The sequence below is a fragment of the Pseudomonas sp. C9 genome (genome assembly GCF_002000165.1).
Lineage (GTDB): Bacteria > Pseudomonadota > Gammaproteobacteria > Pseudomonadales > Pseudomonadaceae > Aquipseudomonas.
On record NZ_MPAK01000001.1, the window covers coordinates 5,260,296 to 5,283,403 of the forward strand.

At 58.8% G+C, this 23,108-nt stretch carries 22 protein-coding genes; 15 read left to right on the top strand and 7 right to left on the bottom strand.

What is annotated here, in order from left to right; genetic code table 11:
• Positions 1 to 13: 13 nt before the first annotated feature.
• The gene (gene dadA, locus BMS17_RS24605; protein ID WP_046031517.1) at positions 14 to 1,318 is read left to right on the top strand and encodes a D-amino acid dehydrogenase; all 1,305 of its coding nucleotides are present in this window, start codon (positions 14 to 16) and stop codon (positions 1,316 to 1,318) included.
• Between the two features lie 107 nt (positions 1,319 to 1,425).
• A complete protein-coding gene (alr, locus tag BMS17_RS24610) occupies positions 1,426 to 2,499 on the top strand; it encodes an alanine racemase (RefSeq protein WP_046031516.1) in 1,074 nt (357 codons plus the stop codon).
• Positions 2,500 to 2,612: 113 nt separating this feature from the next.
• On the opposite strand, the gene BMS17_RS24615 is transcribed toward alr, so the two are convergent.
• Positions 2,613 to 4,004: an FAD-dependent oxidoreductase gene (locus tag BMS17_RS24615; RefSeq protein ID WP_077431975.1), complete on the bottom strand. Its 1,392-nt coding sequence runs from the start codon at positions 4,002 to 4,004 to the stop codon at positions 2,613 to 2,615.
• Between the two features lie 45 nt (positions 4,005 to 4,049).
• Positions 4,050 to 4,400: a RidA family protein gene (locus BMS17_RS24620; RefSeq protein WP_046031514.1), complete on the bottom strand. Its 351-nt coding sequence runs from the start codon at positions 4,398 to 4,400 to the stop codon at positions 4,050 to 4,052.
• Between the two features lie 147 nt (positions 4,401 to 4,547).
• Here BMS17_RS24620 and BMS17_RS24625 point away from each other — a divergent pair, with 147 nt between their 5' ends.
• The 11 genes from BMS17_RS24625 (at position 4,548) to BMS17_RS24675 (ending at position 15,261) form a co-directional block, all read left to right on the top strand.
• Positions 4,548 to 5,423, top strand: a complete 876-nt coding sequence (locus BMS17_RS24625) for a LysR substrate-binding domain-containing protein (protein ID WP_046031513.1) — start codon at positions 4,548 to 4,550, stop codon at positions 5,421 to 5,423.
• Positions 5,424 to 5,733: 310 nt separating this feature from the next.
• Positions 5,734 to 6,510 (top strand): transporter substrate-binding domain-containing protein, encoded by a 777-nt coding sequence (locus BMS17_RS24630; RefSeq protein ID WP_077431976.1) that lies wholly within the window; start codon positions 5,734 to 5,736, stop codon positions 6,508 to 6,510.
• 64 nt (positions 6,511 to 6,574) lie between these two features.
• On the top strand, positions 6,575 to 7,252 hold the full coding sequence (locus BMS17_RS24635) for an amino acid ABC transporter permease (RefSeq protein ID WP_027923846.1): 678 nt from the start codon (positions 6,575 to 6,577) through the stop codon (positions 7,250 to 7,252).
• A complete protein-coding gene (locus BMS17_RS24640; RefSeq protein WP_077431977.1) occupies positions 7,249 to 7,983 on the top strand; it encodes an amino acid ABC transporter ATP-binding protein in 735 nt (244 codons plus the stop codon). Before BMS17_RS24635 ends, BMS17_RS24640 begins: the two co-directional genes overlap by 4 nt.
• A 20-nt stretch (positions 7,984 to 8,003) precedes the next feature.
• Positions 8,004 to 9,239 (top strand): cysteine desulfurase-like protein, encoded by a 1,236-nt coding sequence (locus BMS17_RS24645; protein ID WP_046031509.1) that lies wholly within the window; start codon positions 8,004 to 8,006, stop codon positions 9,237 to 9,239.
• A 36-nt stretch (positions 9,240 to 9,275) separates the two neighbouring features.
• The gene (locus tag BMS17_RS24650) at positions 9,276 to 10,145 is read left to right on the top strand and encodes a MurR/RpiR family transcriptional regulator (RefSeq protein ID WP_077431978.1); all 870 of its coding nucleotides are present in this window, start codon (positions 9,276 to 9,278) and stop codon (positions 10,143 to 10,145) included.
• A gap of 54 nt (positions 10,146 to 10,199) precedes the next feature.
• On the top strand, positions 10,200 to 11,096 hold the full coding sequence (locus BMS17_RS24655) for an allantoinase PuuE (protein WP_046031507.1): 897 nt from the start codon (positions 10,200 to 10,202) through the stop codon (positions 11,094 to 11,096).
• Between the two features lie 180 nt (positions 11,097 to 11,276).
• On the top strand, positions 11,277 to 12,410 hold the full coding sequence (locus BMS17_RS24660) for an aminotransferase class V-fold PLP-dependent enzyme (protein WP_077431979.1): 1,134 nt from the start codon (positions 11,277 to 11,279) through the stop codon (positions 12,408 to 12,410).
• Positions 12,411 to 12,524: 114 nt separating this feature from the next.
• Positions 12,525 to 13,961, top strand: coding sequence for a dihydropyrimidinase (gene hydA, locus BMS17_RS24665; protein WP_046031505.1), 1,437 nt, complete (start codon positions 12,525 to 12,527; stop codon positions 13,959 to 13,961).
• Positions 13,958 to 14,704 carry a 2-keto-4-pentenoate hydratase gene (locus tag BMS17_RS24670; RefSeq protein ID WP_077431980.1) on the top strand — a complete coding sequence of 249 codons (747 nt, stop codon included), beginning with the start codon at positions 13,958 to 13,960 and terminating at the stop codon, positions 14,702 to 14,704. The genes hydA and BMS17_RS24670 overlap by 4 nt, the downstream gene beginning before the upstream one ends.
• Before the next feature lie 395 nt (positions 14,705 to 15,099).
• Positions 15,100 to 15,261, top strand: coding sequence for an efflux RND transporter periplasmic adaptor subunit (locus BMS17_RS24675; protein ID WP_221174460.1), 162 nt, complete (start codon positions 15,100 to 15,102; stop codon positions 15,259 to 15,261).
• Positions 15,262 to 15,306: 45 nt separating this feature from the next.
• On the opposite strand, the gene BMS17_RS24680 is transcribed toward BMS17_RS24675, so the two are convergent.
• Genes BMS17_RS24680 through BMS17_RS24695 form a run of 4 tightly spaced genes read right to left on the bottom strand, consistent with a single transcriptional unit; the run spans position 15,307 to position 18,362 of the window.
• Positions 15,307 to 16,071 (bottom strand): ABC transporter ATP-binding protein, encoded by a 765-nt coding sequence (locus BMS17_RS24680; protein ID WP_046031503.1) that lies wholly within the window; start codon positions 16,069 to 16,071, stop codon positions 15,307 to 15,309.
• A 17-nt stretch (positions 16,072 to 16,088) separates the two neighbouring features.
• Positions 16,089 to 16,799 carry an ABC transporter permease gene (locus BMS17_RS24685; protein WP_046031502.1) on the bottom strand — a complete coding sequence of 237 codons (711 nt, stop codon included), beginning with the start codon at positions 16,797 to 16,799 and terminating at the stop codon, positions 16,089 to 16,091.
• Positions 16,796 to 17,524 carry an ABC transporter permease gene (locus BMS17_RS24690; RefSeq protein ID WP_077431981.1) on the bottom strand — a complete coding sequence of 243 codons (729 nt, stop codon included), beginning with the start codon at positions 17,522 to 17,524 and terminating at the stop codon, positions 16,796 to 16,798. The genes BMS17_RS24685 and BMS17_RS24690 overlap by 4 nt, the downstream gene beginning before the upstream one ends.
• Positions 17,525 to 17,579: 55 nt before the next feature.
• Complete coding sequence (locus BMS17_RS24695) at positions 17,580 to 18,362, bottom strand: transporter substrate-binding domain-containing protein (protein ID WP_077431982.1); 783 nt, start codon at positions 18,360 to 18,362, stop codon at positions 17,580 to 17,582.
• A 979-nt stretch (positions 18,363 to 19,341) separates the two neighbouring features.
• On the opposite strand from BMS17_RS24695, the gene BMS17_RS24705 reads away from it, so the two are divergent.
• Positions 19,342 to 20,211: a GyrI-like domain-containing protein gene (locus tag BMS17_RS24705; protein WP_046031499.1), complete on the top strand. Its 870-nt coding sequence runs from the start codon at positions 19,342 to 19,344 to the stop codon at positions 20,209 to 20,211.
• 282 nt (positions 20,212 to 20,493) lie between these two features.
• On the opposite strand, the gene BMS17_RS24710 is transcribed toward BMS17_RS24705, so the two are convergent.
• Complete coding sequence (locus BMS17_RS24710) at positions 20,494 to 22,077, bottom strand: winged helix-turn-helix domain-containing protein (protein ID WP_046031498.1); 1,584 nt, start codon at positions 22,075 to 22,077, stop codon at positions 20,494 to 20,496.
• A 256-nt stretch (positions 22,078 to 22,333) separates the two neighbouring features.
• Between BMS17_RS24710 and BMS17_RS24715 the strand changes: the two genes are divergently transcribed.
• Positions 22,334 to 23,086, top strand: coding sequence for an SDR family oxidoreductase (locus BMS17_RS24715; RefSeq protein WP_046031497.1), 753 nt, complete (start codon positions 22,334 to 22,336; stop codon positions 23,084 to 23,086).
• The last annotated feature ends 22 nt before the right edge of the window (positions 23,087 to 23,108 follow it).

Here is a 23,108-nt window from a genome sequence, read left to right on the forward strand (position 1 = left end):
AGAGGGAATGAACATGCGCGTACTGGTGCTTGGTAGCGGTGTGATTGGTACCGCCAGTGCTTATTATCTGGCGCGTGCCGGATATGAAGTGGTGGTGGTGGATCGGCAGCCGGCTGCTGCCTTGGAGACCAGTTTCGCCAACGCAGGCCAGGTGTCGCCGGGTTATGCCTCGCCGTGGGCGGCGCCGGGTGTGCCGCTCAAAGCCATCAAATGGCTGTTGCAGCGCCATGCACCGCTGGCGATCAAGGCCACTGCCGATATCGATCAGTACCTGTGGATGGCGCAGATGCTGCGCAACTGCACCGCCAGCCGTTACGCGGTGAACAAGGAGCGGATGGTCCGCCTGTCCGAGTACAGCCGTGACTGCCTCGACGAATTGCGCGCCGAAACCGGTATTGCTTACGAAGGCCGCAGCCTCGGCACCACCCAATTGTTCCGCACCCAGGCTCAACTGGATGGCGCCGCCAAAGACATCGCGGTGCTGAAAGAGTCCGGCGTACCGTTCGAACTGCTCGACCGCGCCGGCATTGCCCGCGTTGAGCCGGCGCTGGCCAGCGTCACCGACATCCTCGCCGGCGCCCTGCGCCTGCCGAACGACCAGACCGGCGACTGCCAGATCTTCACCACCCGCTTGGCCGAAATGGCGGTGAAACTGGGTGTGGAATTCCGCTTCGGCCAGGACATCCAGAAACTCGACTACGCCGGTGATCGCATCAACGGTGTGTGGATCGATGGCAAGCTGGAAACCGCAGACCGCTACGTGCTGGCGCTCGGCAGCTACTCGCCGCAATTGCTCAAGCCGCTGGGGATCAAGGCGCCGGTGTACCCGCTCAAGGGTTACTCGCTGACCGTGCCGATCACCAACCCGGCCATGGCCCCGACCTCGACCATTCTCGACGAGACCTACAAGGTCGCGATCACCCGTTTCGACAACCGCATCCGCGTCGGCGGCATGGCGGAGATTGCCGGTTTTGACCTGTCGCTGAACCCGCGTCGGCGCGAAACCCTGGAGATGATCGTCAACGACCTTTATCCTCAGGGCGGCGATCTGGCCCAGGCCAGTTTCTGGACCGGCCTGCGTCCGACCACCCCGGATGGCACGCCGATCGTTGGCGCGACACCGTTCAAGAACCTGTTCCTGAACACCGGTCACGGCACACTCGGCTGGACCATGGCTTGTGGCTCCGGTCGCTTGCTGGCTGACCTGATGGCGAAAAGAACGCCGCAGATCAGCGCCGAAGGCCTCGATATTTCCCGTTACGACAGTGGTACATCGGAGCCAGCAGTGCAGGGCGCTCCAGCGCCAGTTCAACAATGAGCGAGAACGTATAAGCCAATTCGACACCAAGCGTTGCGCACGGCGAAATCGCCGTGTGACAGCGTCGGTTTTCATTTCTCATGAAACTGCCAATAAAGGCTGCCACCATGCGTCCTGCCCGTGCCCTGATCGACCTTCAAGCCCTGCGTCAAAATTACCAAATTGCCCGTGAAGTCACGGGAGCCAAAGCCCTCGCGGTGATCAAGGCCGATGCCTATGGCCATGGCGCGGTGCGGTGCGCCCAGGCGCTGGAAGCCGAGGCGGACGGGTTTGCCGTAGCCTGTATCGAAGAGGCACTGGAACTGCGCGCGGCCGGCATTCGTGCGCCGGTCCTGCTGCTGGAAGGGTTCTTCGAAGCTGACGAGTTGTCGCTGATTGTCGAGCATGATTTCTGGTGTGTGGTGCATTCGCTCTGGCAGCTTGAAGCCATCGAGAAAGCTTCGCTGAGCAAGCCGATCACGGTCTGGCTAAAGCTGGATTCGGGCATGCATCGGGTGGGCTTGCATCCAAAGGATTATCAGGCGGCCTATCAACGGCTGCTGGCCAGCGGCAAGGTGGCAAAGGTTGTATTGATGAGCCACTTCGCCCGGGCCGATGAACTGCACGAGCAGTCCAGCGCCGAGCAGGTTGCGGTATTTGAAGCGGCGCGTCAGGGTTTGTCGGCCGAGATCAGCCTGCGCAATTCGCCGGCGGTGCTGGGTTGGCCGCAGATTCCGAGCGATTGGGTGCGTCCGGGCATCATGCTGTATGGCGCGACGCCGTTTGAAGAAGCCAACGCAGTCGCCTCACGCTTGCAACCGGTGATGACGCTGGAGTCGAAAGTGATCAGTGTGCGTGAACTGCCGGCCGGTGAACCAATTGGTTACGGTGCGAAATTCATTACACCCAAGCCGATGCGTGTGGGGGTGGTGGCCATGGGGTATGCCGACGGCTATCCGCGTCAGGCACCCACCGGTACGCCGGTGCTGGTGGCCGGGCAGCGCAGCCAGTTGATCGGCCGCGTGTCGATGGACATGCTCTGCATCGACCTGACCGATGTACCGCAAGCCGGCCTCGGTTCGCCCGTCGAGTTGTGGGGCAAAGATATCCTCGCCAGCGACGTGGCGGCGGCCGCGGACACGATTCCTTATCAGATCTTCTGCAACCTGCGCCGGGTACCAAAACTCTATTGCGAAGATTAATCGAAGCGCACCGCGCCTGCGTCCTGAAAGTGTTGAAAACAGAAAAGCCGCCGGCCAATAGCCCGGCGGTTTTTTGTTGGCAAGCGTAAAGGTTTCGCTGTGTGATCGAGGCTTTACCCCTTGTCCGCCTTGCCGGCAGCCGCGGCGAATTTTGCCAGACGCACATCCAGTCGACCTGGCCGTTGATTGTGGTCTTCCGCTTGCTCCTTGCGGCGAACGGCGTTGCGCACCATCAGTGAGCCCAGGTAGCGAATAGGCTCCGGTGGGAAATGGCCGAGGGGGCCTTGCAATAGTGGCGAGCGTGTCCAAGGATTGTCCAACCCCAAAACCAGGGATGAGAGGATTTGCCCTCCCATATGACAGGGGCCGACGCCACTACCGGAATAGCCGAAACCATAGAAAATATTGCCATTTGTGCCCATACGGCCGAAGAAAGGCAGCCCCGTGACCGAGCGATCGGACGGGCCATTCCAGGTGGAGGCGATGCCAACATCGGCAAATTCCGGAAAGAACTCCGCGAGGGTGTTACGCAACAACCCCGCGTAGGGTGACGGTTGGTCGAATACCGGCAGCATGCGCCCGCCGTAGGCGAAGGTGTTACCACCTTTGCCGAGCATGATCCGGCCGTCCGGGGTGTTGTGGTAGTAGTGCACGAAGATCCGCGAGTCGAGCACGGTAACCCCGTTGGTCAGGCCGATGCGCTCGAGCAGATCAGGTCGCGGCTCGGTGATGATCATGTCGCTGGAGACGATGGCTACTGAACGTTCGAATTCTGGAAAAGCCCGTGCCATCCAGGCGTTGATCGCCAGCACTACGCGATCGGCGACCACTTTCCCGCCCTGAGTCTTGATGGTGGCCGGCAGCCCTTGTTCCAGGCCGGTCATCGGCGAGCCTTCGTAGATTCGCACGCCTAGATCCAGCGCGACCCGACGCAGACCGCGCACCAGCTTGCCCGGCTGCACACTGGCAGCCGCTGGCGAAAACCAGCCTTCAATGTGCCGGGTCGAACCCGCCATACGCTGCACGTCAGCTAGCGCGTATTTGGAGAAAGAGTTGATGCCATTGCGCTCCAACGCTGCGATCACCCCGTCGGTCGAGCCGACCTGGGCCTGGTTTGTCGCGGTGTAGAGCGTGCCATCGAGACGGTAGTCGGCATCAACCCCGTACTTTTCGCAAAAGCTGCCGATGGCGTAAATGCTCTGCTCCGATTCCTTGACCAGGCGTACCGCCTCTTCGACGCCAAATAAGCGCTCCAGGGTGAAGTACTTGGCCGACCAGGACAGCGCGCAGCCGCCGTTGCGCCCGCTGGCGCCGGCACCACAAATGTCGGCTTCGACGATGACAACGTCCAGTTCGGGGTTCTGTTCCTTGATCATGACCGCGGTCCACAAGCCTGTGTAACCGCCACCGACGATGCAGACATCGGTGCGGGTGTCCTGCTGCAGCGGCGGACAAGGCGTGGCGGATTGGTTTTGCAGAGCCTGGTCGAGCCAGTAGGGGCGCATTGGGTCATCTCCGTTGATTGATTCGGGGCAATAGTCAGGACGCAATCAGGCGCACGCGGCGACCACAATCATTTCCACGCGCCAACCGGGGTCGATCAAATCCGCCAGGGTGCAAGCTCGTGTGGGGGCATGGCCTTCGGGAAAGAACTCGTCCCAGACCCTGTTGAGCCCTGCATAGTCCTCGCGATGGGCGAGCAGGATGCGCACCGAAAGCACCTGCTTGCGGCTGCTACCGGCATTCAACAATAGCTGCTCGATACCGGCGAGCACCTCGTGAGTCTGTGCTTCGATATCGCCACTGAGGTCCGTGGCGACTTGGCCTCCGATGTAGAGATGGTTGTCGTACCGGACCATGTCCGAACGGCGTTTTATCGCGGCGAAACGTTCAATTTCCATCAAGCATTCCCGGTGGGTACGAGGGGTGGCACTGTTGAAGACAGTGCTCTGTGGACTTGCGAAAACCATGTTTGCAGTCCATCGTTTATAAATAAAATCGATTTAACGTATGCATGAATAAGTTGAACCTATGCAAAGACTTCCCCAATGACTATTTCCCATACCCAGCTCAAGGCTTTCCACGCCGTTGCAGTCAACGGCAGTTTCACGCGGGCGGCCGAACAGCTTTGCCTGTCTCAACCGGCGGTGTCCGACCAGGTTCGCAAACTTGAGGATTACTACGGGGTGATGGTGTTCTACCGTGACAAGCGTCTGGTGCGCTTGACGGAAGTGGGGGAACGGCTGTTCGGCCTGACCCGGCGTCTGTTCGATATCAGTGTGGATGCCCACGACATGCTGATGGACTACCGCACCCTCTCGACTGGAACCTTGAATCTGGCGGTGGATGCGCCGGTGCATGTGTTGCCTTATGTCGCACGCTTTTGCAGTCGCTACCCCGGTATCGATGTGAAGATTGAAACCGCCAATACTGATGAGGTGTTGCAACGGTTGTTCGGCCATCAGGCAGACATTGCCCTGCTGGGACGCAACATCGAAGATGAACGCCTTCAGACATTGCACCTGCGGAGCGATCCGATGCACGCTTTCGTTTCGCTTGACCATCCTTGGGCACAACGCCAATCAATCAGCCTCGCTGATTTGGATGACACGCCCCTGGTTCTCCGGGAAAAAGGTTCAGTCACCCGCCTATCCCTGGAGGAGGAAATGGCAGCAGCGGGCCTGCATATTCGCAAGGCGATCGAAGTGGAAGGGCGTGAAGCGGCACGTGAGGCCGTGGCGATTGGCATGGGCGTTGGTGTCGTGTCGGCGGCCGAGCTTGGCTCGGACTCGCGGCTTCGCGGTTTGCCCATCATCGATTGCCAGCGCTGCTTCACCGAGACTCTGGTCTGCCTGCGCGCGCAGAGTTCACGGCGTATCCTGACCACCTTCTTCGACATGGTTCGAGAAGGCTTGGTTGAGTGAGGTTACGTTTGATCACGTACGAACGCAGCTATCTATGGCGCCATGGGTGGCTGCACACGAAGGGCTGAACGGCTGCTTTTGGCCGTTTTTTGCCTGCCGCGAATTCTGCTGCGCGCGGCCACCTTGGTCGGTTCTGACCGTAACCAGCCCTTTGGACGTAACGCTTAAGGAAAACTAAAGATGGCTACGGAGTAAATAATTCACAGACAAGTGGTGTTGAAATAAATAATTCATTGATTTACTCTCGGTCCCACGTTGTACGAGATCAACCGCTGTTAGCACCTAAAAAAACAAACAATCGGGAGCAAACATGAAAACGAAAGTGATGTTGGGATTGTTCATGACGGCCGCAGTTTCTCTACCAGCCTGGTCCGCTGACTGGACCGTAGGTGCTAACGTTGGCAACGTGCCCTGGGAGTTTCAGGACGCCAAAGGTGAATTTGTCGGCTTCGAAGTCGATGTTGTAAAAGAAGTGGCCAAACGCGCCGGAAAAAGCGTCGAGTTCGTCAATATTCCCTTCAACGGCCTGTTCAGTGCCGTGCAATCCAAACGTGTTGAAATCGCTATCTCATCAATCACTATCACTCCGAAACGTCTGGAGTCGGTAGCCTTTGCGCAGCCTTACTTCGACAGCGACCAGTCGCTCACCGCACTGACCACTTCCAAGGTCAAAAGCCTGGCCGACATGAACGACAAGGTGGTTGGTGTCGACACTGGCTCTACCGGCGACATGTGGATCGGCCAACACAAGGACGAGTACAAGTTCGCCGATGTCTCGCGCTATGAAGGGCTATCGCCGGCCATGCTCGATCTGGCTTCCGGACGAATCGATGGCTACGTCAGCGACATTCCTGCGGTGCTCTACTACATCAAGGACAAACCGCAATACTCCATCGTGGCGCGTATTCCCACCGGTGAACGCTACTCACTGATGCACGCCAAAGGCTGGGCGATGAGCGATCAGGTCAACGACATCATCAGCAAGATGAAAGAAGACGGCACGCTCGGAAAAATCCACAAAGAGTGGTTCGGCGCCGACGCCGATAAAGATTCGAGCACCCTGAAAGTGACCGCCGTCCTCAAGTAAGCCCTGCTGCTGATGCATGTAAGTGGCGACGCCTGTTCGCCACTTGTATTGACCGAGGTATCCCATGGATCTTTTGCAGACATTCTTCAACTGGAACGTGCTCGTCGATTCGCTTCCGCTGATGATGCGCGGCTTGGGCGTGACCATTTTGCTTGGGGTGGTGAGCATTGCCCTGGGCCTGGTGGGCGGGCTTTTGCTGGCATTGCTGCGGTTGTACTCCTACGCACCTGTTCGAGCGCTTGCACGTATCTACATCGATATCATGCGCTCTATTCCACTGCTGGTTTTACTGGTACTCATCTATTACGCGCTGCCTTTTGTCGGCATTCGACTGTCGTCTTTTGCGGCCGCTGCCAGTGCGCTCTCGCTGGTCTCCTGCGCTTACAGTGCGGAGATTTTTCGTTCGGGCATCGAGGCCATTCCCCGTGGCCAATTCGAAGCGTCGGCTTCTCAAGGCATGAGTTTCTTCAACACCATGCGCGACGTAGTTTTGCCACAGGCCATCCGCATCGTGATGCCACCCATGACGAGCAACTGCATCAACGTCATGAAAGACACGGCGCTCGCTTCAGTCGTCGCCATGCCTGACTTGCTGAAGCAGGCAACCCAGGCGCAGGCACTGGCTGCCAACCCGACACCGCTGGTAGGGGCTGCCTTGCTGTATCTGTTGCTGCTGTTGCCGCTGGTACAAATGGTCAGCTGGGTTGAGCGTCGTAACGCCTCTGGAGGAAAAACCGCATGAGTACGTTGATTGACATCGAAAAACTCGACAAGTACTACGGCAGCTTCAAGGCGTTAAGCAATATCAATTTGCAGGTTGAAGAGGGTGAAGTGGTGGTCATTCTTGGCCCGTCTGGTTCGGGGAAATCGACCTTGATTCGCTGCATCAATCTGCTTGAAGACTACCAGCAGGGCGATATTCGCGTGGGGGGGGAGCGGGTTGAAAACGGTCCGCGACTGAGCGCCATCCGTAGTGAAGTAGGTATGGTGTTTCAGAGCTTCAACCTCTATCCGCACCTCACTGTTCTCGACAACGTGTCGCTGGCGCCGATCCGTGTTCGCGGGCTGAGTCGGCGTGATGCGCACTCCAGGGCCAAGGAACTATTGGTGAAGGTCGGCATGGGCGATCACGCCCACAAATACCCGAGCCAATTGTCCGGCGGCCAGCAACAACGGGTTGCCATCGCCCGAACCATGGCCATGGAACCTCGCGCAATTCTGTTCGACGAACCGACTTCGGCACTGGACCCGGAAATGGTTGGCGAAGTACTCGATGTCATGCAGAACCTTGCTCGCTCCGGCGTCACGATGGTTGTGGTGACTCACGAAATGGGCTTTGCCCGCCGGGTCGCCGACCGGGTGATCTTCATGGAAAGCGGACGCATTGTTGAGCAGAACATCCCTGAACCGTTTTTTACCGCACCTAAGGAACCTCGTACAAAAGCGTTCCTGCAGGCCATCTTGCACCATTGACTCAGGCTGGAGAAAGTAGAGTGAATCCTCTCGATATTGATTACGTTCGCAAGCAATTTCCAGGTCTGGCCGATGGTTATGCCTACATGGACAACGCCGGTGGTTCGATGGTGCTGAGTGCCGTCGCTGACCGGGTCACGGATTACCTGCTTAACAGCAGCGTGCAACTGGGCGCTTCTTACCAACCTTCCGTCGACGCTGGGGCGCGAGTGATGCAGGCACGGCACTCGGTGATGCAGTTGATCAATGCCGAGCATCCCGAAGAAGTGATCATGGGCGGCTCGACCACCCACTTGCTGCAAATACTGTGTCGCGCCATCGCACCGTCAATTGTCCAGGGCGATGAAATCATCGTCACCAATTGCGATCACGAGGCCAACATCGGCCCATGGGTCAAGCTTTGCGAAGACCGTGGTGCGACCTTGCGCGTATGGCAGGTCAACCGCGACAGCTGTGAGCTGGAGCTGGATGACCTGCAGGTCTTGCTCAATGACAAAACCCGTTATGTGGCCATGACCCACACCTCGAATATTCTCGGCTCGGTCAATCCAGTCGCCGAGGTTGCGCGGCGTGTCCATGCGGTGGGCGCCAAGCTGTGCGTGGACGCCGTCGCTTATGCACCACACCGTCTGGTGGATGTTCAGGCCAGCGGCGCCGATTTCTACGTCTATAGCTTCTATAAAACGTTCGGCCCGCACTTTGCCGTACTCTGGGGACGCCGCTATCTGTTGCTGGAATTGCCGAGTCTTAACCACTTCTTTATCGGTCAGGATGTGGTGCCTTACAAATTGCAACCGGGCAACGTCAACTACGAGTTGTCATTCGGTTGCATCGGCATTACCGACTATTTGCTCGACATCAGCACCCGGCTTGGCGCGCAAGGTAGCGAGCGCAAGTGCATGCAGGCTGCGTTCGATGCCTTCGAGGTGCAGGAGGATTTGCTCGCCGAGCGTCTGCTGGCATTTTTGCGCCAGCGCGAGGGCGTTCGGATCATTGGCAAAGCGAATACCAGCAATCGAGTGCCAACGATCAGTTTCGTGGTTGAGGGCGTTCAGTCAGAGGCTGTTGTGCGTAGGGTCGATGAGCATCGGATCGGCATTCGTTTTGGTGACTTCTATGCACGGCGACTTATCGAAGCCCTTGGGCTTGACCAGTTTGGCGGGGTAGTGCGGGTGTCGTTGGCGCATTACAACACGCTGGAAGAAGTCGACCGCCTCATCACTGCGCTGGATCAAGCAATCAATGCGTTGCGTTGACCGGCGTACACACTTCTAATTTTACGAGCCTTCATTATGGCCTTACCTGAAACCCTTGCAGAGCTGCGTGACTGTATAGCGGCCCAGCACGAACAACTGACCGGTCGTCTGCGCGATGCTGCCCGATTCCTGATCGACAACCCGCATGAAATCGCACTCAATACGGTAGCCGAACTGGGTAAGCGCTCTAGCATCGCGCCTTCCGCTTATATTCGGTTGGCTCAGGCGCTTGGCTTTGCAGGTTTCAAGGATTTGCAGCGGCTTTTCCGCGCACCGTTGCAACAGGCTGCCGACACCCACAGCGAGCGTATTCGGCACTACGGCGGTGAGACGTTGCTGGAGGACCCGAGTGACGTCGGCGGAATTCTGCGTGAGTTCAGCCAGGCCAATATCGTTTCTTTGGAACACCTGGCCGAAGGCGGCGAGCAGGCCAATATCGAAGCCGCCATCGCCCATCTGCAAGTCGCGCGCACTACCTTCGTCATCGGTATGCGCCGTGCCTTTCCGGTGGCGGCGTATCTGAGCTACGCGTTGAGTCGTGTGGGCCGGCGAACCGTGCACATCAGCGGTGCTGGCGGCACGTTGCCGGAGCAGGTCAGCGCCATTGCCGATGATGATTTGCTGATAGCCGTCAGCTTTCCACCGTACGCCAATGACACCGTTGAGGCTTGTCGTCAGGCGCGGGAAGCAGGCGTGACGCTGGTAGCGATCACTGACAGTGTTCTGAGCCCTATCGGGCAGATGGCCGATACGGTGATTGAGGTCAATGACGCCGAATTACTGGGATTTCGCTCGCTCACCGCTTCGTTCTGTATTGCGCAAACCCTGGCCATGGGGCTGGCCTTCAGCGAGTGGCAATCGGACACCACCTTTAGCCACGACCGGCTGAAAGATATCGACTGCTAAGTCGCGACTTTCACCACGTACTTATTTAACCAGTCACTTCAGGAGAATATCCCGATGGTTTCACCTGCACGCGATTTAGTGGGTTACGGAAGACAACGCCCGCAAGGCACCTGGCCGAATGGCGCACGTTTGGCCATCAGCCTGGTGATCAACTACGAAGAAGGCTCCGAACGCTCGCTCGCCATGGGCGACCCGGACCAGGAATCAATGACCGAATGGGGCAGCTATTCAATACCCGACGGCACACGCAATCTGGCGATGGAATCGATGTATGAGTACGGCTCTCGCGTCGGGATCTGGCGAATCCTGGATATTCTCGACCAGCAATCGGTTCGCGCAACTTTTCATGCCTGCGCAGTGGCTTTTGAGCAGAACCCTGATGTGGCTCGCGCCGCCGTCGCGGGTGGCCATGAGATTTGCAGTCACGGTTATCGCTGGGAGGAAGTGTTTCGCCTGACCGAGGAACAGGAGCGTGAGCACATACGCCTGGCAATCGAGTCATTCGAACGCACCTGTGGCAAGCGACCCGTTGGCTGGTATTGCCGGTATGGCGCCAGCGTCAACACCCGTCGGCTGGTCGCTGAGGAGGGCGGTTTTCTCTACGATTCCGATGCCTACAACGACGATGTTCCCTACTTTGTCGAAGTCGAGGGTAAGCGTCATTTGGTGGTGCCTTACACCGCCGACGTGAACGATTTCCGCTACTGGAACTCTCCGGGGCTGTCGCAGGCATCGGACTTTTTCGAATACATGAAAGAAAGCTTTGAGGTCCTTTATGAGGAGTCGGCTGAAGGACCACGCATGATGTCCATCGGGTTGCACCCACGTATGGTGGGCCGTCCCGGGCGGGTAAGGGCGATCAAGCAATTCATCGAGTACGCAAAACAACACGGCGGTGTCTGGTTTGCTACGCGCGAAGAAATCGCCCGTGCCTGGCTTGAACGAACTTGATTGCGTGGCAATCACGCCGGATCAAAAAATAAAGCGCTATTCCCCACTGTGTTGAAAGAGTTGAGGGGGAACAGCCAGCCGCTCGACAGAAGCCGCCATTCAATCCCGAGCAATCTTGTCATTTGCCAAGGCTTAAGGCAGGGTCGATACCACTGACATCTCTGCCAAAGGAGTCACCCCATGTCAAAGCTATATCCCAGTATCGATCCCGAGGGGCTGGTCGAGTACTCAGTGGTCTACACCGACCGCTCGCTCAACCACATGTCGCAGTCATTTCAAGGCGTGATGAAGAACATTTCCAAGACCTTGAAACAGGTCTACAACGCCCAGGCTGTTGCGGTGGTCCCGGGCAGCGGCACATTCGGCATGGAAGCGGTGGCGCGACAGTTTGCCACCGACCAGCAATGCCTGGTGATACGCAACGGCTGGTTCAGTTATCGCTGGAGCCAGATCCTTGAGATGGGCAACATCCCGGCGGCCACTACGGTGCTCAAAGCCCGACCGGTCGAGGCTGGTCGCCAGGCGGCCTACGCCCCGCCGCCTCTGGAGGAAGTGCTGGCCGCCATTGCGGCGCAGAAGCCGCAGATTGTCTTCGCCCCCCACGTTGAAACCTCATCAGGGATTATCCTGCCCGACGACTACCTGCGGGCCGTCGGCGACGCCGTGCATGCGGTGGGTGGCCTGTTCGTGCTGGACTGCATCGCCTCAGGCACGCTTTGGGTGGATATGCACAAATGCGCAGTCGACTTGCTGATCAGCGCACCGCAGAAAGGCTGGAGCGCCTCCCCTTGCTGCGCCCTGGTGATGCTCAGTGCTTTGGCCCTCGAGCGCATCGAGCAGACGCAAAGCAGCAGCTTCGCCTGCGACCTGAAAAAGTGGCTTCAGATCATGCAGGCCTACGAACAGGGCGGACATGCCTACCATGCGACCATGCCCAGCGATTCCCTCGCGCGATTTAACGAAGTGATGAAAGAGACGCAAGCCTACGGTTTCGACAAGGTCCGCGACGAACAACAGGCGCTGGGCGATCAGGTGCGCGCAATGTTGACCGGCAGAGGCATCAAAAGCGTGGCCGCAGCCGGCTTTCAGGCCCCCGGCGTAGTGGTGAGCTACACCGATGATGCCGACATCAAGAACGGCAAGAAATTTGCCGACCACGGCCTGCAGATCGCCGCCGGAGTGCCGTTGCAATGCGACGAACCGGCCGACTTCCAGACCTTCCGCATCGGTCTGTTCGGACTCGAAAAGCTGCGCAATATCGAACGCACGGTCAGCACCCTCGCGCAGGCTCTGGACGAGGTGATGGTTAACTAAGCTGGTATTCGACACCGTTACCACAGCGGTCTGGGACCTGTTGAAAACCAAGGGCGTAGACACGCGCCGCCTGATCGGCTGGGGCCGGTTACTTCTGGAAGAGGCCTGATTGATATGCAATCTTTTGATACGGTGATTCGCAACGCCCGCGTGGTAACCGCCGCGGACACGTTCACCAGCGATATCGGTATTCGTGATGGGCGCATCGTCTCCCTTGGCCTGGACCTGCCGCAAGGTCACCAGGAAATCGACGCGGCAGGCCGGCATGTCACCCCCGGTGGCATCGACAGCCACGTGCACCTCGACCAGCCGACTGGCGACGGCTCGGTGATGGCCGATGACTTCTTCAGCGGCACGGTCTCGGCGGCCTGCGGCGGCACCACCACCGTCATCCCGTTCGCCTGCCAGCAGAAGGGCGAAAGCTTGCGCTCTGCCGTCGATGACTACCATCGTCGGGCGGGTAACAAGCCGGTGATCGATTATGCCTTTCACCTGATCGTCACCGACCCCACCCCGCAGGTGCTGTGTGAAGAACTGCCGGCCTTGATTGCTGAAGGCTATACATCGTTCAAGATCTACATGACCTACGATGCGCTGAAGCTGGGCGACCGGGAGATTCTCGAGACCTTGTCGGTCGCGCGCCGTGAGGGCGCCATGGTGATGCTCCACGCCGAGAACAGCGATTGCATCGCCTGGCTTACCGAGCGACTACTGGCGGCCGGGCTGACTGCGCCGCGCTACCACGCCGCGTCGCGGCCGATGCTGGTGGAACGCGAAGCGACCCATCGTGCCATCGCCCTTGCCGAGCTGGTGGACGTGCCGATCCTGATCGTGCACGTGTCGGGTCGCGAGGCCGTGGAGCAGATTCGCTGGGCCCAGAGCCAGGGGTTGAAGGTGTACGCCGAAACCTGCCCGCAGTACCTGTTCCTGACCGCCGACTCGCTGGGGTGTGACGACAGCTTCGAAGGTGCCAAGTGCATCTGCAGCCCGCCGCCGCGCGATGCCGCAAACCAGCAGGTGATCTGGGACGGCCTGGAGAACGGCTCGTTCGAGATTTTCTCGTCAGACCACGCACCCTTTCGCTTCGATGGCCCGAATGGCAAGAAGGCCCACGGTGAAGAGGTGTCGTTCGACCAGATCGCCAACGGCATTCCCGGTGTCGAAACCCGCATGGCACTGCTCTGGTCCGAAGGCGTGCGCAGCGGGCGCATCACCCCGCAAAGCTTTGTTGCGCTGACCTCCACTAATGCCGCCAAGATGTATGGGTTGTATCCGCGCAAGGGCAGCATCGCTATTGGTGCTGATGCCGACCTGGTGATCTGGAACGAAGGTGAGTCGGTGCACCTGTGCAACGAAATGCTGCACCACAACGTCGATTACACGCCTTACGCCGGCATGACGCTGAGCGCCTGGCCGGCCATGACCCTGTCTCGCGGTGAGGTGGTCTGGGACGGCGAGCCGCGCGGTGAGGCGGGTCGCGGCCGGTTTCTGCCGTGCGAGCGCCCGGCACCCGCGCAACTGCGCCGACGCAAGACTGAGTTGCCATTGTGAGTGCGGTCGCGCAGGTGGCTGCCATCCTGATTCGTGGTTGGCGTGAGGGGCGCCAACAACCGTTGCCAACCCTGGAACTGGCTAACGAAGCCGAAGCCTATGCCGTGCAGCGCCAGGTAGCGGATGCCCTCGGCTGGTTCGCCTCCGGGCCGCCAGCGGTCTGGAAACTGGGCGGCGCTCCGGGAGGGTTGATCAGCGCCGCCGGGGTGCCGGCAATGGCGGTACACCCGTCGGGTTGGCAGGTTCCGCCGGGCGATGCCTTCGGTTTCGGGATCGAGGGTGAACTGATCGTGCGCCTGTCGCGCGACCTCGACCTGCACACTGATCTGGCCATGGCCTGTGCGGCGGTCGATGTGTGGATGCCGGGCATCGAACTGTGTGGCACGCGCTGGCTGCAGGGCGATCAGGCCGCGCCACTGCTTCGGCTGGCTGACCAGCAACTCAACCGCGCGCTGGTACTCGGTGCACCGCAAGCGCTGGGGGACATGCCGGATTGGTCAAGACAACAGGTGGCGTTGCGGGTGGCCGGGGAACCTGAATTCGTCGGCGTTGGCAGCCATCCATTCGGTGAGCCGCTGAGTTCGCTGCCGTGGCTGGCGCGTCACGCTGCAGCGCTGGGCAGCCCCTTGCGAGCCGGCGACCTGGTGGCTACTGGTAGCTGGACCGGTATCTACTGGGCGTCGGCCGGGGTGCAAGTGGAAGTTGAGTTTGCCGGGATAGGACGGGTTGCCTTGTCGACGTGATGCGTTTCAAAGGCTTGCTGATTTCCAGTTAACGGAGCCAGCCGGCGCATTGCTCCTGCTTAAAAGGCGTGGGCTTCTGAGGCTTGCCTCTGGGTATTCCCTCAGGCCCCTCTCCCTACGTTGGCTTGCGAGTTGGAAGCGCTCTGCAAGACACCGCACTGTTAGAGATACGCCAGCGGCCATTCCAATCAATCAGATCTTCGTTCGCCGTCATAGCCAACCTCTCAGTTCTTTAGTTTTAGAAGCGGTTGGTTGCCCCGCGCAGCAGAGGTTCAGCTATGCGCTCCACTTTACCTTTCGTAGCTTCTCTAGCTACCGGCCAATTCCTATCTGCCACGTCAGACTGAAATCGCCCCGAGTCGCTGACCACGGATTGAGAAAGCAATGCGGCGTTGGTGGATATCTTGGTTCCAGAGTGGGTGGCTGCTCAGACAGAGTTCCTTGTTTTGAAGCGAAGCGATCTGATCTGTTGGCCGCGGCTCGTCAGCGGCTACGGCATCACAGGGATGCCGGCAACACTGATTGCTCAGGTTGAACGTGGGCGTTTTGAGGGTTGAGCCAGCGCCTTCGAGCGTCCCTGCCGTCGCTCGAAGGCGCTCAGGTTACTTCAGGTTGCCGCTGAGGAATTGCTGCAGGCGCTCGCTTTTGGGGTTGCCCAATACGTCCTCGGGCGCACCTTGCTCTTCGACCCGCCCCTGGTGCAGGAACAGCACCTGGTTCGACACTTTGCGCGCAAAGCTCATTTCGTGGGTCACCATGATCATGGTGCGGCCTTCTTCGGCCAGCCCCTGGATCACCTTGAGCACTTCGCCCACCAGTTCCGGGTCCAGGGCCGAAGTCGGCTCGTCGAACAGCATGATCTCCGGTTCCATGCTCAGGGCACGGGCAATGGCGACCCGTTGCTGCTGACCACCCGAGAGAAACGCCGGATATTGATCTGCAACCCGTGCCGGCAAACCGACCTTGTCCAGGTAGCGCCGGGCGCGATCCTCTGCGTCCTTCTTGCTGACGCCCAGCACCCGGCGTGGGGCCATGGTGATGTTTTCCAGTACGGTCATGTGGCTCCACAGGTTGAAGTGCTGGAACACCATCGCCAGGCGAGTGCGGATGCGTTGCAGTTCATTGGCGTCGGCCACGCGCATTCCGTGGCGATCATGGACCATTTGAATCGGCTGGTTATCCAGGCTCATGGCGCCGTCGTTGGGCGTCTCCAGGAAGTTGATGCAACGCAGAAAGGTGCTCTTGCCCGAACCACTGGCGCCGATCAGGCTGATCACATCGCCGGTCTTGGCGTTTAGCGAAACGCCCTTGAGGACTTCATGGTTGCCATAACTTTTGTGCAGGTTTTCAACGGTCAGTTTGTACATGAACAAGCATCCTGAATTTAGTGAGCCGGGCCGAGGAAAGACAACCAACGGCGTTCAGCCAGGCGGAACAGGCCGACCAGGGAGAAAGTGACTGCCAGGTAGATCAACGCGGCGATCCCGAACGACTGGAAGGTCAGGAAGGTCGCCGAGTTGGCGTCTCGCGCGACTTTCAGAATGTCCGGAATGGTCGCGGTGAAGGCCACGGTGGTCGAGTGCAGCATCAGAATCACTTCGTTGCTGTAGTAAGGCAGCGAGCGACGCAGGGCGGACGGCATGATCACGTAGGTGTACAGCTTCCAGCCGGTCAGTCCGTAGGCTTTGGCCGCTTCGACTTCACCGTGGTTCATGCTGCGAATGGCCCCAGCGAAGATCTCTGTGGTGTAGGCGCAGGTGTTCAGGGCGAAGGCCAGGATGGTGCAGTTCATCGCATCGCGGAAGAACGCATCCAGTACCGGCTGAGCACGCACCGCGGCCAGGCTGTAAATGCCGGTGTAACAAATCAGCAGCTGAATATAGAGAGGCGTACCCCGAAACAGATAGGTGTAGAACTGCACCGGCCAGCGCACCCAGACATTGGTCGAGACCCGGGCGATCGACAGCGGGATCGACATCACGAAGCCGAAGAAGATCGAAGCACTGAGCAGCCAGAGGGTCATGGCCAGCCCGGTGATGTGATTGCCGTCCTGGAACAGGAAAGGTTTCCAGTATTCCTGCAGTAGCTCGATCATCGCACGGCCTCCCGGGTGCCTGCGGCGTAGAAGATTTCCATCCGGCGCAAGACGTAGTTCGAAACGGTGGTTATCACCAGATAGATCAAGGCGGCCAGCATCAGGAAGAAGAACAGCTGATAGGAGCTCTTGCCCGCGTCCTGGGCCACTTTGACCAGATCGGCCAGGCCAATGATCGACACCAGTGCGGTGGCCTTGAGGATCACCATCCAGTTATTACCGATGCCCGGCAGGGCAAAACGCATCATTTGCGGGAACACCACTAAGCGAAAGCGCTGAGCGCGGGTCAGGCCGTAGGCGGTAGCCGCTTCCATCTGCCCTCGCGGTACGGCAAGGATGGCGCCACGGAAGGTTTCGGTGAAATACGCCCCGTAGATGAAACCCAGGGTAATGACCCCGGCGCTAAAGGGGTTGATTTCGATGTATTCCCATTCCATGAAATCGGTAAACGAGGTTAGCCAGGTTTGCAGGCTGTAGAAGATCAACAGCATCAGCACCAGGTCCGGCACGCCGCGAATCAGCGTGGTGTAGGCCTGCGCAGGGACGCGCAGCAGTGCCGATTTCGAAAGCTTGGCGCTGGCGCCGATCAGGCCCAGGCCAACGCTCACCAGCAAGCACAGAAAGGATAATTTGACAGTCATCCACGAGCCTTGCAGCAACAGCGGGCCGAAACCCTTAAGGCTAAAGCCTGACAGCCCAAGAATCTGCAATAGGTTTTCTAGCATTGAGCAGCCCTACCTCAATCAATAAAGTGCCCATCCGGAAATGGGCGCAGGGTCATTATTTGCCGCTGTAGAGATTCAGATCGCCAAAGTGCTTCTGCTGGACGGCCGCATAGGTGCCATTGTCGTGCAGCGCCTTGATACCTTTGTTCAGCAAGGCCTGGAGCTCGGCGTTGCCTTTGGTGAGACCCACGGCGGTTTTGGCTGGCAGTAGCGGGCTTTCGACCGGCTCGCTGACTTGGAAGTCGGCGCCTGGTGGCGACTTCAGGAAGCCCAGTTCGGCTTGCAGCATGTCCTGGATCCCAGCGTCGAGACGACCGGAGATCAGGTCAGCGTACACCTGGTCCTGGTTGGCGTAGGCCAGGGTCTGTACCCCGGCCTTGTCCAGTACGGCCTTGGCGTAGGCTTCCTGAATGGTGCCTTGCTCGTAGCCGACTTTCTTGCCCTTGAGGGAGGCCGGATCGGTGCCGATGGCCGCGCCTTTCTTGAAGACCAGCGCGGTCGGGCCAGAGAACAGCTCGTTTGAGAAATCGATAACTTTCTCACGCGCTGGCGTGGCGGTCATGGAAGAAATCACGCCGTCGAACTTGTTGGCCTTGAGGCCGGGAATCATGCCGTCGAAGTCACTTTCGACCCATTTGCACTTGACCTTCAGCTCAGCGCAGATCGCGTTGCCCAAGTCGATATCGAAGCCCACCAGGCTGCCATCGGCGGCCTTGGATTCGAATGGCGCATAAGAGGGGTCGACGCCAAAACGCAACTCCTTGTACTCCTTGGCCAGCGCAGAACCGGCAGCCACACACAAAGCTAATGCAGAAAGGGTGAGAAATACTTTTTTCATTATTTTATTCCCAAGGACCATCGAAAGCGCTTGTGCCGCAAGAGCGCATGTACTGCGTGGCACAATGTCTTATGCACACGCAGATACTTGTACAGACAAGCATATGCAATCACCCGGCCAATTCGCGGATTGGACGTTTGAGAAAGCGCGTACAGCGCTCTGGTAAGGGCTTGGCAGGCAGGTGAGCGCAGGGAGTGAGGCAGCCTGCGAGGCTGTTACCAAAGCAGGTTTTTACACCCGGATGGGGTATGCGGTAACAAAGTGTGAAATTACGCGGCGTGCGCTCCAGCGGTTTACCCGAATTTTCGTTTCTACCGTCCTTCAACCCGTGAATCACGGCAAACCCCTTGCCGTCCGAATGGCTGCCCTCGGCTCGTAAGGGCGTTTACTTCGCGGGAGACCGAACGTGTTGCGACGTCGCAACGGGATGCAGTTTTTGCACCCCACCAAAGGTTGTTTTCGTCGTTGTGGGGAGGCTTGCCTGGTCGCTAAATACGGTCCCGGTTGCTGTTTTCAAACCTCGGCGTCAACACATGTCGGAATTGACTCGCAGACCACGCCGTTCGTGACTTGCGGTCTGTTTTGCGGATCTTGAGATCTAACGCCTGTCCACCTGAGCCGCGACCAAATTGAACCCGTATCTAACGGTGCCAGCAGATACCTTTCGAGTTTCCTTGGCGCTTCAGGGAGCGAAGCGGTCATCATCCAGCGTCCGTTATTGGCCCAAGCTATGTGAAAACTCGAAAGGGAGACGTATCTGACAGGCAATTACGTTGCAGAGTCCACTTTTGGCTGTCGGGCGTACAGAATTTAACAATCGGAGGCTCAGATGAACTGCCCGCTTGCCTTCAAGACGGTGCATCCAAGGCGGCCATGTCGAACAGGCCATTCAATCGCGACCTGAGCAAACACGGCTAGGCGCGGGCACGCCGGTATAGTCGACTCTATTGCCTACCGTATTTCCCGGAGCCTCCATCCAGTGCCAGACTTGCCGAGCAACGCCGCCTACACAAAACGCTTCGACCTGGTACTCGCCTACATCGACGCCAATCTCGAAGGTGACTTGTCCGTGAAGACGTTGAGCGAAGTCGCGAACTTTTCGGCGTTTCACTTCCATCGCCAATTCACCGCGTTCGTGGGCGTGCCAGTTTCACGTTATGTACAACTGATGCGACTACGACGCGCGGCGCATTGCTTGTCTTCTCTCGCGAATTACTCGGTGCTGGACGCCGCTTTCGGTGCGGGTTTCGAAAGCCCCGAAGCATTTTCCAGGGCGTTCAGGCGGGCGTTCGGTATGACGCCGAGTGCATTCAGGAAGCAACCCAATTGGCAGGTCTGGAGTGCGGTGTTCACCATCCCTCATTTTTCCAGGAACATCATCATGCAGATACGAATTGTGGAGTTTCACGAAGTCAGGGTTGCAGCACTCGAGCATTGCGGAGCGCCCGGGTCCATTAATGAGAGCGTGCGTAAATTTATCGAGTGGCGCATGCAGAGCGGACAGTCGCCGGTGGCATCCAGTCGCAGCTTTGGTATTCCTTCCGGCAACCCCGATACGACTCCGGCCGAAGAGTTCCGGTTTGCAATCTGCGGCGAGATTCACGAGGCAGTAGCAGCGAATGATTTCGGCGTAATCGAGAGAGTTATCCCTGGCGGGCGCTGCGTCGTGGTGCGTCACGTGGGCTCGACGGATCACATCGGCGAATCGATCTATCCGATCTATCGCGACTGGCTCCCTACCAGCGGCGAGGAGCTTCGAGACCAGCCGTTGTTCTTCGATTATCTAAGCATTTCCCAAGAGACACCGCAGGATCAATGGCAGACCGATATATATGTGCCTTTGCAATAGCGGAGCGGACATGTTGCTTCTGGTTTGGAACGATCGTCGTTGAGTTCATGAAAAAATGGGGACAGATTTTTACGTCCCCTTTTGCATGGAAAAATAAATCAGTCACTTTTTTCATTTTTTTTCATGCTGGCCTATTTCTGCCTGTTGCCACCCTAGGAAGCAATCTGCAGCGCTCTACCGATCATGGTTATCGTGGGTTTGGCAGTTCTGATTAACACGCGAACCGCTTTTCTGCCTGAATCGATAAAACATCCAATATTCCTACAGTCAGCCATCCCAAGCTCACTCTGCCAACCCAGCCCGCCGCAATCCATCCGCAAACCGTGCAAGATCCTCCGCACGCTGGATAGGCAGCCAATCCCTAAGGTTAGAAACCCGCAACAACGGATCCAGCTCTTGCAGGTGCTGCATTGCCTGCTTCGCTTTGTCCATTCGTCCGCTGAGCGCATAGCTGGCTGCCACCAGAGCCGCCGGGGCCAGCAGACTGGGCAGGTTGCCCAAGGCTTTTTCCGCCCATTGCGCAGCGAGATCGAAGCGGCCGGCGAAGAAGTGCGCGAGCGACATTCCGATTTGCATCCTGAACATTTCGGGGTCCACCGGGCTCAAGCGAACGGCATGGGTCAAGTCCTTGATGGCGCCTTCTGTTTCACCGCGCAGTGCACGCAAGATACCGCCCAGGAACCAGGCAGGGGCGAGGTTGGGATTGAGCAGGCGCGCCCTGTCGAGCAGCGCAATGCCTCCATCGACATCACCGGCCAGATGAGCGAGCGCATGCCCGCCGCGGGTCAACGCGACGGCATCATCGCGTCCGAGTGTCACCGCCAGGCGCGCGAGCCGTGTGCCTTCGGCAATTTCTGCCGGCCGGTCGGTCATCCAGCCGTTGAGCTTGCGCCAGAAGTGGCACCAGGCGGCCATGCCATAGGCCGAAGCGAATTCCGGATCGAGTTCGATGGCCGTGTAGAACATCGGCAGCGCCTCCGCGATGGCTTCACGGGTGCCGCTGTGCAGTTTTGCCATGCCTCTCAGGTAATAGTCGTAGGCGTCGAGGCTTTCAGTGGGTTTGCGTTTGGCGCGTTCGATTTCTGCCCGTTCCAGTTGCGGCGCGATGGCACCGACGACGCTTTCGGCGATTTGATCCTGCAGCTCGAAGATGTCGTCGAGCAGGCCTTCGAAGCGTTCCGCCCAGATATGCGTACCACTTGTCGCGTCGATGAGTTGCCCGGTGATGCGCACCTTGTTCCCGCACTTGCGCACGCTGCCTTCGAGCACGTAGCGAACGCCCAGCGTCTGACCGATGCCTTGGATGTCCACCGCTTGACCCTTGTAGGTGAAGCTCGAATTGCGCGCGATGACGAACAGCCAGCGGATCCGCGAGAGCGCGGCGATGATGTCCTCTACCACGCCGTCGGCGAAGTATTCCTGCTCTGGGTCGCCGCTCAGATTCTGGAAGGGCAGGACGGTAATGGAGGGCTTGTCCGGAAGGGTGAGCACGGCAGGGGGGAGTTCATTGGGGGTGAAGGGCGTGTGTTCGCCGATGCCTGGTTCGCCAGGCGCTCGCGCTTGTTCTACCTCGCCGACAAAACGGTAACCCTTGCGGGCGACCGTGCGGACAAGGCGCTGCTCTTCGCCCGTATCGCCGATGGCCTTGCGCACCGCATTGATGTGGCTGGTGATCGTCGATTCCGAGACGATCCGGCCGCTCCACACGGCCCTGAGCAGGTCGTCCTTGCTGACAACGCAATCGCGGTTGTTCACCAGATACTGCAATAGATCGAAGGTCTGTGGCCCGACGGCCACGGCTTGCCCACGCAAGGTCAATTCCCGGCGCTCTTGATCGAGCACGAAATCTTCAAACGCGAATTGCAAAGTGGGCTTCCCCTGGCAAAGCGCCTTCAACTCCGTGTCCCAGGCCGCTGGCGATATTTTAGTTGAGATTGATAATACGTCAGCTCGAAACCCCCTGCATGGTCCACGGTGAGGATGGACGAATAACCGCTTCTCTGGACGCAAATCCAAGCGTTCACGAAGGTAAATCCAAGCTTGCTGCAAGGACTTGCCGTGCACGCGCGCGCAACCTCTCTACACCGACGCAATGATTGCAGTCGACAAGTGGAGAAAAGCCATGAAGATCGTAGTTATCGGAGGCTCCGGCCTCATCGGATCGAAACTTGTGAACATCCTTCGCAAGCGCGGCCATGACGTGGTCGCCGCCAGCCCCAGCACGGGTGTGAACAGCATCACCCGCGAAGGCCTGGCCGCAGCGATGGATGGTACTGACATCGTTGTCGACGTGGCGAACGCGCCGTCGTGGGAGGACCAGGCCGTACTCGATTTCTTCGAAACATCGACACGTAACCTGCTGGCTGCCGAAGCGGCCGCCGGGGTTCGTCATCACGTAGCGCTGTCGATCGTCGGCAGCGAACGGCTTCCCGACAGCGGTTATTTCCGGGCCAAGGTTGCGCAGGAAAACTTGATCAAGGCGTCCGGCATTCCTTACTCCCTCCTGCGTGCCACGCAGTTCTTCGAGTTTGTCGAAGGCATCGTCCAGTCGTTCGCCGTCGGCGAGGAATATTGTGTTTCGCCGGCGCTGATCCAGCCGATAGCGTCCGACGACGTGGTGGCGGCGCTGGTCGATGTGGTGCTGGCAGCGCCGGTCAATGGCACGGTTGAAGTCGGCGGCCCGGAAGCCATGCCGATCGACGAACTGGCCCGGCGTTTTCTGCGGGCGACCCGGGACAACCGCAAGGTCTTGCCGGACGTGCACGCACGTTACTTCGGTGCCGTGCTCAACGATCAATCGCTGGTACCTGGCAAGAACCCACGCCTGGGCGCGATCCGCTTCGAAGACTGGATCGCTCGGTCGGCGAGCCGGTGACGGCTCGCACCCTCACATCCCT